The organism is Actinocrinis puniceicyclus, assembly GCF_018283645.1.
Classification (GTDB): Bacteria; Actinomycetota; Actinomycetes; order Streptomycetales; family Catenulisporaceae; genus Actinocrinis; species Actinocrinis puniceicyclus.
Genome location: NZ_JAGSXH010000163.1, coordinates 1 through 9,875 on the forward strand (window position 1 = coordinate 1; position 9,875 = coordinate 9,875).

Genomic DNA, 9,875 nt, shown 5'->3' on the forward strand with positions numbered 1-9,875 from the left:
GCCGACCACGCCCCCGGGCCAGGTCGTCAAATCCGCCTCGCCGAGCGCCTCCGGGCACAAACGCTGATGGCGCGGGGGAACGGGCGCGGGCGCGGGCGCCGGCGGGCCGCGCGGACGGTCCCGCCGCGAGCGCACTGGCTGCTGTTCGCCGTGGCCATGACGCTCTTCTTCGGCACGCTCATGTTGTACGGGCTGGTGCACCACGAGGTCGGCGCCGAGGGCTCGGGCGGCCCGCACATCCCGGTCGGCGCCGCGCACGTGCCGGCCTCCATCGCACAGGGCGGCCCGGTGATCGACACCAGGTCTGGCGCCGCGCGCTCCTACGACGTGCTGCCCGGGCATGTCGCGCTGACGTTCGACGACGGGCCGGACCCGGACTGGACGCCGAAGGTCCTCGCACAGCTGGCCGCCGACCACGTGCCGGCGACCTTCTTCCTGGTCGGCGGGCGCGCGGCGCAGCAGCCCGGCCTGGTGCGCGCCGAGGTCGCCGCGGGCGACGAGGTGGGCATCCACACCTTCACCCACGACGACCTGGGCGCGGCGCCGCAATGGCGGCGCAACTTCGAGTACTCCCAGACGCAGGCCGTGATCGAAGCCGCGGCCGGGGTGGCCACTCCCCTGCTGCGCCCGCCGTACTCCTCGGAGCCCAGTGCGCTCGACGACCTGGACTGGGCGGCGCTGCGGGACGCCGGGGCGCACGGCTATCTGGTGGTGCTGACGAACCGGGACAGCGAGGACTGGAGGCTCCCCGGCGTCGCGCGGATCGTGTCGAACGTGGTGCCGCCCGCCGGCGGGAACCCGGGGCTCGTGGTGATGATGCACGACTCCGGCGGGGACCGCTCGCAGACGGTGGCCGCGCTCGGCAAGCTCATCCCGCTGCTCAAGGCGCGCGGGTACGTCTTCAGCACGGTGACCGGCGCGATCGGCGCCGCGGACCCGCTGGCGCCCGCGTCCTCCGCGCAGCTGTGGCGCGGCAGGGTGCTGATCGGCGCGGTGCAGGGTTCGGACCTGGTGATCGGCGCGCTGGGATGGACCATCGTGTGCGCCGGCGCTCTGAGCGTGCTGCGGCTGCTGCTCCTGCTGGCGACCGCGCGCCGGCACGCGCGGCGGCGGCGGCGCCCCTGGGGCCCGCCGGTGCGCGAACCGGTCTCGGTCATCGTGCCCGCATACAACGAGGAGGCAGGCATTGAGGCGACGATCAGGTCCCTGCTGCGCAACGACTATCCGATGGAGGTCATCGTCGTCGATGACGGCTCGACGGACGGCACGGCGGCGGTGGCGGAAAGGTTCGCGCTACTCGGGGTGCGCCTGGTGCGCCAGCAGAACGCGGGCAAACCGGCCGCGCTGAACACCGGGATCGCGCACGCGCGCGGGCGGCTGCTGGTGCTGCTGGACGGCGACACGGTCTTCGAACCGGACACGATCCGCACGCTGGTGCAGCCGTTCAGCGACCCGTGCATCGGCGCGGTGAGCGGTAACGCGAAGGTGGGCAACCGCGACGGGCTGCTGGGCAAGTGGCAGCACATCGAGTACGTGGTCGGATTCAACCTGGACCGGCGCTTCCAGGACATGGCCGGATGCATCGCCACGGTGCCCGGCGCGGTCGGGGCGTTCCGCCGCGAGGCGCTCGTGGACGTCGGCGGCGTGAGCGAGGACACCCTCGCGGAGGACACCGACCTGACCATGGCGCTGCTGCGCGCGGGCTGGCGCGTGGTGTACGAGGAGCGGGCGGTGGCCTGGACCGAGGCCCCCGCGCGGCTCGGGCAGCTGTGGCGGCAGCGCTACCGCTGGTCGTACGGGACGATGCAGGCGATGTGGAAGCACCGGCGCACCGTGCTGATGGGCGGCGGCGCGGGCCGGCTCGGCCGGCGGGGGCTGCCCTATCTGCTGCTGTTCCAGGTGCTGTTGCCGCTGCTGGCGCCGCTGATCGACGTGTTCGCGCTGTACGGTCTGCTGTTCGGCGACGTGGCGCGGATGCTCGCGGTGTGGCTGGGTTTCCTCGTCGTGCAGCTCGTCGCGTCCTGGTACGCCTTCCGGCTCGACCGGGAGCGCCGCGGCGTGCTGTTGACGCTGCCGCTGCAGCAGTTCGTGTACCGGCAGGTGATGTACCTGGTGATCATCCAGTCCGTCGTGACCGCGATACTCGGCGCGCGGTTGCGCTGGCAGCGGATGGAACGGCGCGGGATGACCGGTGTTCCCGGCGCCCCGGCCCGGCAGCCGCAGACCCAGCCGGGCGCCTGGGAGTGAACCGGTGCGAGGGACGGCCGTCGCCGCGGCCGTCCCCGTCACACCGCCCCGCTTCCTTCGCCTCGCTTCGCCGCAGCGTTCTGCGACCTGTCTCGCGGTGTCAGGCGCGGGACATCAGATCAGTTCTGTCGTAGTGCGGGCATCGGGACGGGCACGTTGAGCGCGGCGGCTCCGGCGCCGACGCCGCCCTGACAGGTGTTCGGCGGATCGGTGGTCATGCCGCGCGTCGAGGGGGTGTCCGCGGCCCAGAACATGTACCCGAGCATGCCGGAGGTGCTGCCCGCTCCGGCCGGGGCGACGGTCTGCACGAACGGGCTGGTGGCGTTCTGCAGCGAGGTGGGGAAGTTGACGCATTCCGGCTGCACCTGGTTCAGGCCCGCGATGTACACGGAGCCGGTGAACTTGGCCGGGGCGAGCGGCGGGATCGGCGGCGAGTAGTTCGGCTTGCCGTCGACGTGCTCCAGCCAGTCCGCCTCGGCGGTCGAGGCCGAGGGCTGCTTCGAGGGCACCATCGCGTTCGCGTAGTCGAGCACCGGGTTCGCCGTGGTCAGCCAGTTCGCGGTGGCGTACCGGTCGAGCGCGATCAGCCATCGATCACCGGCGGCCACGTCGATGGTCAGGCGCGCCGCGGGGTCCGCGCCGGCCGGGTCGTACGGATGCGCGGCGCGGTAGGCGCCGATGAAGGCTTGCAGGCCGGTCAGGTTCGGGCTGGAGCTGTTCTCGTAGTCGATCTCGATGCCCACGCCGAGTTGCCCGGCGAGCGCGGCGGCCCGCTGCCCGAGCAGGGCCGGGTTCTGCGACAGCGCGGTGTCCCAGTCGCTTACGTAGGTGATGCCGCCGATCGCGAGCATGACCCGGATTCCGTGGCCGGTGAAGTAGTTCACGATGTCCTGGGTCATGCCGAGCGGAACGCCGTTCGCGTCGCCGGAGTCGGTGGTCGCGTCGAGCAGTTTCAGCGGGTTGACGAAGCTGAGCACGACGAGGTTGACCGAGGGGTGCCCGTCGCCGCGGTCGATCAGCCAGTGGTTGTTCGCGTCGAAGTCCGCGACGGTGCGCACGGTGCCCCACAGGCACGCGTCGTCGCTGCAGTGCCAGGCTCCGTAGATCTGGATCGGCGTGGCGGCGGCCTGTGTGACAGTGGCCTGTGTGGTGGTGGCCTGTGTGGTGGTGGCGAAGTGCCCGCCGGTGGCGGTGGCGGTGGCCGCGGTCGTGCTGGTGGTTGCGGTCGTGTTGCTCGCGCCGGCGGCCGGCGCGAGCAGCGCGGACGCGGTGAATATGACGGCTGAGATCGGAATGAGCCTGCGCACGGTCATGCGCATGGGCATGTACGCCTCCTGGCGTGTGAGTACGGACCCATCCCCGGTCGCTCCCACACCATCCAACTGGTTTAGACCATTGTCAAGAGCCGGGCCGGCGGGGCCGGGCGGGCGCGCGGCCCGGCGACAGATGCCCGGCCAGGACGCGGATCTCGCCGCGCAGCCGCTCGGCGTGCTCGATGCGCCCGGCGCGCTGGTAGCCGCGGGCGGCCGCCTCACGCTCGGCCAGCTCGGCGCGCACGATCTGTTCGATCTGCTGCGCCGTCAGCTCCCGCCTGGGTGCCTCCGCGCTGCCGGCGCCGATCGGGATCTGTTCGAGCGCCTGCCGCCGGTCCGCGGACGCCGGCCGCGCCACCGCCTCCGCGTTGTCGATCGCGGCGAGCGTGGAACGCAGGACGGACAACGCGACCTTGTCGCGGTCCTTGATCGCGCCGCTGAGCGCTTCACGCAGCCGCTCGCGCAGGGGCGCCGCCGTGGCCGCGGCGCGCGGTGAAGAGGTGGCGGATTCGGTCGAGTCGGTCGGCACGGCGACGACGATACGTCCGCCGCTTCACCGCACGCACGCGATTTCGGCGCGCCACGCTCTTCACCGCGCCGGTTTCACTCGGTTGCGCCGCCAGGCGCCTCGGGCGCCGCCTGCGCGTTCCCGCGCACAGAGCGCAACAGCACCTCGGACACGTCGGTCACCCGCACGTCCTGCGACGCCTTACCCTGCTGCTTGCGGCTGGCCAGGCCGTCGGTGAGCATCACGATGCAGTACGGGCAGGCCGCCGTCACCAGGTCGGGCTCGGTGCCCAGCGCCTCGTCGGTGCGCGTCTCGTTGATCCGGGTGCCGATCGTCTCCTCCATCCACATGCGCGCGCCGCCCGCGCCGCAGCAGAAGGACCGCTCCCGGTTGCGCGGCATCTCGGTCAGCCGCACGCCCGGCACCGCGCCGAGGATCTCGCGCGGCGGGCTGAAGACGCGGTTGTGCCGGCCCAGGTAGCACGGGTCGTGGTAGGTGACCGCCGCGTCCACCTCGTTGGCGGGCACGAGCTTGCCCTCCGCGACGAGGCGCGCCAGCAGCTGCGTGTGGTGGACCACCTCGTAGTGGCCGCCGAGCTGCGGGTACTCGTTGCCGAGCGCGTTGAAGCAGTGCGCGCAGGTGACCACGATCTTCTTCGCGCCGACCTCGTTGAGCGTCTCGACGTTCTGCTTCGCCAGCTCCTGGAAGAGCAGTTCCTGCCCGAGCCGGCGCGCCGGGTCGCCGGTGCAGCTCTCCCCGCTGCCGAGCACCATGAAGCCGACCCCGGCCTCGTGCAGCAGCTCGGCCACCGAGCGGGTGGTCTTCTTGGCGTTGTCGTCGAGCGCGCCGGCGCAGCCGACCCAGAACAGGTACTCGACGTCGTCCGGCAGCTTCTCCTCGCCGCCCTCGCCGAAGACCCGCACCTCGAACGGCAGCCCGGAGGCCCACTCCATCCGGGCCTTCTGGCCGCGGCCCCACGGGTCGCCCTGCCGTTCCAGGTTGCGCAGCATCCCCTGCGCCTCGCGCGGGAACTCCGACTCGATCATCACCTGGTAGCGGCGCATGTCCACGATGTGGTCCACGTGCTCGATGTCCACGGGGCACTGCTCGACGCACGCTCCGCAGGTCACGCACGACCACAGCACGTCCGGGTCGATGACGCCGTTGACGTCCGCCGAGCCGACCAGCGGGCGCTCGGTCTCGGCGAGCACCTCGGCGGGCAGGGCCTGGCGCTGCTCGTCCGAGGATGCCAGCAGGTACGGCGCCTTGGCCAGCGCGTGGTCGCGCAGGCCCATGATCAGCAGCTTGGGGCTCAGCGGCTTGCCGGTGTTCCAGGCCGGGCACTGCGACTGGCAGCGGCCGCACTCGGTGCAGGTGGCGAAGTCCAGCAGGCCCTTCCAGGTGAAGTCCTCGATCGCGCCGCGGCCGATCTTGTCGTCCTCGCCCGGGTCCTCGAAGTTCACCGGCTCGCCGCCGGAGTAGACCGGCAGCAGCGCGCCCAGGGCGCGCGGGCGGCGGGAGAGGGCGACGTTGGGCAGCGCGGTGAAGATGTGCAGGTGCTTGGAGTAGACGACCAGCACGAGGAACGCGAGCACCACGCCGAGCGAGCCGAGGATGCCCGCCGTTTCCAGCACGTCGTTGGTGGTGCGGCCGAGCGGGTGAAGCCAGTGCCCGACCTGCTGCGAGGCCAGGGCCCCGTGCCGGTAGGGGAAGTAACCGGTGTTGATCTGCGCGCCCCGGTACAGCAGCAGCGTCCACATCACGTTGAAGATCATCAGCAGCACCAGCCAGGCCGGGCCGAGGTGCGAGCCGAAGAACCGGGAGCGGCGCCCCTCGCGCTCGGGGGACTGGCGCAGCCGGATGATCGAGAAGGCGACGAGGCCGCAGATCACCGCGACGGCGAAGAAGTCCTCCAGGAAGCCCAGCCAGGTGTCGGTGCCGACCAGCGGGATTTGGAAGTCGCGCTGGAACAGCGCCCCGTAGCCCTCCAGGATCGTGGCGCCCAGGATCACGAAGCCCCAGAAGACCGCGAAGTGCGCGGTGCCGGCGCCGGACCATTTGAGCAGTTTGCGCTGCCCGAAGACCTCGGTGAGCACCGCCCACAGCCGCCGGCCGGCGTCACGGGTGCGACCTGGCTCGGCCGGCTGTCCGGCCCGCCCGAGCCGGTAGAGCAGCCAGACGCGGCGCGCGGCCACGGCGAAAGCCGCCGCGGTCATCGCCAGGCCGAGAACCATACGCAGTACCACTTGAGTCCTCCATGAGGTCGTCCGCGGCGGGACCGTCCGCACCGTATCCCGCCGTCGGGCTGTTTCCGCAACCGGCGTCAGCCGCGGCCGGCGTGCGTCGCGCGCCGCGCGGCCGATCTGCGCGGCACGAGATCAGCTCGTTCCCTGAATGATCGGTCATTGAACCGCCGATTGATGTGATGCGGCACCAAAATGTTCACCAAGCCGCGGCCGAAACGTGCCCGAGCGGGCGCCGGCGGCGTCCGCGGCGTGACCTGCGTCACTACCGGTCGGGCCCGCGCTCCCGGGACCGTGTGAGGACTGTGTCCCCACTCCGGGCGGAAAAGCGCGCGGCGGTCAATCACAGGCCTTGGAACACGGATAAACCGGCCCGGGTTTCGCGCGGCCGCAAATGGACAGGGTGTTATGATCGCGCCCGTTACCTCTCCCCCACGAAAGCAGGCTTAAATCCATGGTACAGAAATTAGAGGTCACCCTGGTCGACGACCTCGATGGCGGCAAGGCGGACGAGACGGTCGTCTTCGGCCTGGACGGGGCCCGCTACGTGATCGACCTGAGCGGGAAGAACGCGAAGAAACTGCGCGACACCCTCGCCAGGTACGTGGACGCGGCCCGGCGGGACCGCGGCGCGCGCACGGCCGGGCGCGCGGCGGTCCGCAAGCCGGCCCAGCCCGGCGGCCCCAACACCTCCGAGGTGCGCGAGTGGGCCAAGGCCCAGGGTTTCGAGGTCTCCGAGCGCGGCCGGGTCTCCCGGGACCTGATCGTGAAATTCCAGGAAGCGCACTGAAACGCGCCGGACGCGCCCACCCGCGCGGCGAACGGGGTTTTCTTTACCGCTATCCGGCCCGCGCCGCACCGCGCGGTATATGGGCCGAAATGGCGCGCGGGCCGGGCGACCCGCCCGGCGCGATACCTACCGGGTGACCCCGCTGCGGGATCGTTTCTCGCGGCGGTTACCCGGGGCCAGGCCGTGGCCGGGCCCGGTCTAGATCTCGTCGGCCGGCGGGCCGAGCTCCAGTTCGAACCAGACCACCTTGCCGTGTGTGGTGCGGCTCACTCCCCAGCGCCGGGCCAGCCTGCTGACCAGGAACAGGCCGCGGCCGTTCTCGTCCAGTCCGCCGGCCTCGCGCAGGATCGGCAGGTAGTGGTCGTCGTCGCGAACCTCGCACAGCAGCGTCCCGGTCCGCAGCAGCCGCAGTTCGATCGGGCGGTTGGCGTATCTGATCGCGTTGGTGATCAGCTCGGTGGCCAGCAGCTGCGCCACCTCGGCCAGCGCCGAGAGCCCCCAGCCGGCCAGCGTCTGGCGGACCAGGCCGCGGGCGCGCGAGACGGTGATCGGCTGCGGGGCCAGCAACCAGTTCGCGACGCTCTCGGCGGGGATGCCGCCCAGGCGCGCGGCCAGCAGCGCGACGTCGTCCTCGTAGGCGTCCCGGCCGGAGGCCGCGATCACCGCGTCGCACAGCGCCTGTGGGCGCAGCGAGGGGGCGTCGAGCGACCGCAGGCGCTCGCCGAGGGCCGCGATCCGGCGGTCGATGTCTTGGCCGCGTTCCTCCACGAGCCCGTCGGTGTACAGCAGCAGCGTGTCGCCGTCGCGGATGGTGATCTCCACGGTGTCGAACGCGACGCCGCCGACGCCGATCGGCGCTCCGGTGGGCACGTCGACCCGCTCGATACCGCCCTCCTGGCGCACCAGCAGCGGCGGCAGGTGTCCCGCGTTCGCCAGCATGCAGCAGCGCGCGATCGGGTCGTAGACCGCGTACAGGCACGTGGCCAGGTGGTCGTCGCCGAGACGCTGGGCGAGGTTGTCGAGCTGGCGCAGGATCTGGTCGGGCGGCAGGTCGAGCGCCGCGAGGGTCTGCACGGCGATGCGCAGGTGCCCCATCATCGAGGCCGAGCCGACCCCGTGCCCCATCACGTCGCCGATCACGATGGCGATCCGGCTGCCCGGCAGCGCGATCGTGTCGAACCAGTCGCCGCCGACCTCCGCCGAGGGGTTGCCGGGCAGATAGCGGTGCGCCAGTTCGACCCCGGCGAGCGTCGGCGGCGTGGTCGGCAGCACGCCGCGCTGAAGCTCGGCGGCGGTGGCCTGCTGGCCGCGGTAGAGCCTGGCGTTGTCGACGCCGAGAGCGGCCTGCGCGGCGAGCTGACCGACCGTCAGCACGTCGATGTCGTCGAAAGGCGGACGCTGCTGACGCCGCGTCAGCGTCACGCAGCCGAGCACACGCCCGCGCACCAGCAGCGGGACGGCGAGGTAGGCCCGGTCGGCCAGCAGTGGCCGTACATCCCCGGTGCGGTGCGTGCTCGTCATGGCGGTGGCGTGAGCGTCGTCGACGCGGGTCAGCCAGACCGGCTCGCCGCTGACCATCGCCTCATACGAAGGGCCGGTCGGATGCATGAGCTGCACCGCGCCCTCGGGTACCACGGTGCGCCAACGGTCCGGCGCTTCGTCGTGCACGACGGCGACCCGGCGCAGCGGACTGCCGGCGGTGTCGCGGGGCGCGGGCGGCGCGGGGGCGCCGTCGACGAAGAGCGCGTCGAGCAGGTGTACCGAGGCGAAGTCGGCCAGCCGCGGCACCAGGGCCCCGGCGAAGCTTTCCGCGATCGTGACCGTGTCGAGGCTCGCGCCGATCTGCGCCGTCGCCTCGTTGAGGAACGCCAGTTGCTCGCGCAGATCCATCGGTCCACTTCCCCAGCTCGCCGCCGAACTCCCCTCGCGGAGGGTAAGACTAGCCGCAGAGCTACCGTTCGGCGGCGCGGCGGCAGAGCAGGAACATCTGTATCTCCGGCGGCGCGCTGGACGTCGTCGGGGCGTAGGAGATCACCTGTTCCTGGGCGATCTCGAATCCGCAGCCGAGCAGCAGGGCTCGAAGATCGTCGCGCAGCAACCCGGTGACACGGATCCGGGTGCCGAGGAACGGGATCGCGACATCGTCGATGTCTGCTTCAACCATGGCCAGGGCGAACCAGCCGCGCGGGGTCAGCACGCGTCCGATCAGTTCCAGCGCCGCGCGCACCCGGGCGCGCGGAAGGTTGAGCAAGGAGAAGAAGGCGACGACGGCCTCGTACTGTCCCGGCTCGTCGGGCAGGTCGAGCACGTCGCCGAGAAGGTGCTTCGCCGCGGGCACGTTCGCCCGCGCCAGGTCCACCATCGCCGGGGACAGGTCGAGACAGGTGACCTCGCAGCCGGCCTCGACGAGCTGACGCGCCGTCGGCAAACCTGTCCCCGAGCCCGCGTCCAGGACCCGCGCGCCGGGACCGAGGCGTTCCAGCAGCCGCTCGACGCAGGCGAGCTGGCCTTCCTTGTGCGGGAACGCCTCGTCGTAACGGGCGCCGATCGCGTCGAAGGCGCGGGCCTGCGCCTCCTCGCGTTCGAGCCACGCGGCGTCCGGGGGCGTCGCGGGGACGAGTCTGTGCACAGCCATCGGGTTTCCCCTCGTCGCTTGTCTCCGTCTGGTATTCAATATCAGAAGGCTGCCGGATCGGAAAAGGAGTGTGCGGATGAATGTGCGCAAGGAACTCACCCGGCGCGGCTTCGTGCGGGCGGTCGGGGGCGGTGCGGTG

Annotated in this window: 7 protein-coding genes; 2 read left to right on the forward strand and 5 right to left on the reverse strand. The window is 71.8% G+C overall.

The features are described 5' to 3' along the window. The first annotated feature begins 66 nt into the window (after positions 1-66). Entirely contained in the window at positions 67-2,247 is a 2,181-nt protein-coding gene (locus KGA66_RS26185) for a bifunctional polysaccharide deacetylase/glycosyltransferase family 2 protein (RefSeq protein ID WP_498066745.1), read from the forward strand. Between the two features lie 119 nt (positions 2,248-2,366). On the opposite strand, the gene KGA66_RS26190 is transcribed toward KGA66_RS26185, so the two are convergent. The 3 genes from KGA66_RS26190 to KGA66_RS26200 all read right to left on the reverse strand — a co-directional run bounded on the left by KGA66_RS26190 (position 2,367) and on the right by KGA66_RS26200 (position 6,314). After that, positions 2,367-3,572, reverse strand: a complete 1,206-nt coding sequence (locus KGA66_RS26190) for a glycoside hydrolase family 18 protein (protein WP_211471745.1) — start codon at positions 3,570-3,572, stop codon at positions 2,367-2,369. 73 nt (positions 3,573-3,645) lie between these two features. Then, positions 3,646-4,089, reverse strand: coding sequence for a GatB/YqeY domain-containing protein (locus KGA66_RS26195; protein WP_211471747.1), 444 nt, complete (start codon positions 4,087-4,089; stop codon positions 3,646-3,648). Positions 4,090-4,163: 74 nt separating this feature from the next. Next, positions 4,164-6,314 (reverse strand): (Fe-S)-binding protein, encoded by a 2,151-nt coding sequence (locus KGA66_RS26200; RefSeq protein WP_211471749.1) that lies wholly within the window; start codon positions 6,312-6,314, stop codon positions 4,164-4,166. Between the two features lie 451 nt (positions 6,315-6,765). Between KGA66_RS26200 and KGA66_RS26205 the strand changes: the two genes are divergently transcribed. Next, positions 6,766-7,101 (forward strand): histone-like nucleoid-structuring protein Lsr2, encoded by a 336-nt coding sequence (locus KGA66_RS26205; protein WP_211471751.1) that lies wholly within the window; start codon positions 6,766-6,768, stop codon positions 7,099-7,101. Positions 7,102-7,299: 198 nt separating this feature from the next. Here KGA66_RS26205 and KGA66_RS26210 read toward each other — a convergent pair whose 3' ends face one another. Next, positions 7,300-8,991: an ATP-binding SpoIIE family protein phosphatase gene (locus KGA66_RS26210; protein WP_211471753.1), complete on the reverse strand. Its 1,692-nt coding sequence runs from the start codon at positions 8,989-8,991 to the stop codon at positions 7,300-7,302. A 61-nt stretch (positions 8,992-9,052) separates the two neighbouring features. Then, positions 9,053-9,736, reverse strand: coding sequence for a class I SAM-dependent DNA methyltransferase (locus tag KGA66_RS26215; RefSeq protein WP_211471755.1), 684 nt, complete (start codon positions 9,734-9,736; stop codon positions 9,053-9,055). Positions 9,737-9,875: the final 139 nt, after the last annotated feature.